We start from the raw sequence: 284 nt of genomic DNA, 5'->3' as shown, positions 1-284 counted from the left end.
GCTTGATGACCTGCTCGTAGGAGCGGAGCTCCCACAGCTTCATGCGGCGCCACAGGAGGAACGTCGGGACCGGCGAGAGCAGCCAGCGGGTCAGGCGGATGCCCTCCATGTGCTTGTCGGCCGTGATGTCCGCTGTGCGGCCGATCGCGTGGCGAGCCGCTTCCACCGCGACCACGAACAGGATGGGGATCACGCCGTGCATGCCGACGCCCAGCGGGTCCGGCCAGGCGGTCGCGCCGTTGAAGGCGATCGTCGCTGCCGTCAGCAGCCAGGCCGTCTGACGC

1 protein-coding gene is annotated in these 284 nt (G+C 69.7%); it reads right to left on the bottom strand.

Translation table 11 applies throughout. The features are described 5' to 3' along the window. Positions 1 to 284, bottom strand: a 284-nt coding sequence (locus IF78_RS0143010; RefSeq protein ID WP_031498967.1) for a DUF2637 domain-containing protein, incomplete at both ends; no start/stop codon positions are given.

The organism is Streptomyces bicolor, assembly GCF_000719285.1.
GTDB classification, from domain to species: Bacteria; Actinomycetota; Actinomycetes; order Streptomycetales; family Streptomycetaceae; genus Streptomyces; species Streptomyces bicolor.
This window is presented reverse-complemented; position numbering and strand designations above follow the sequence as displayed.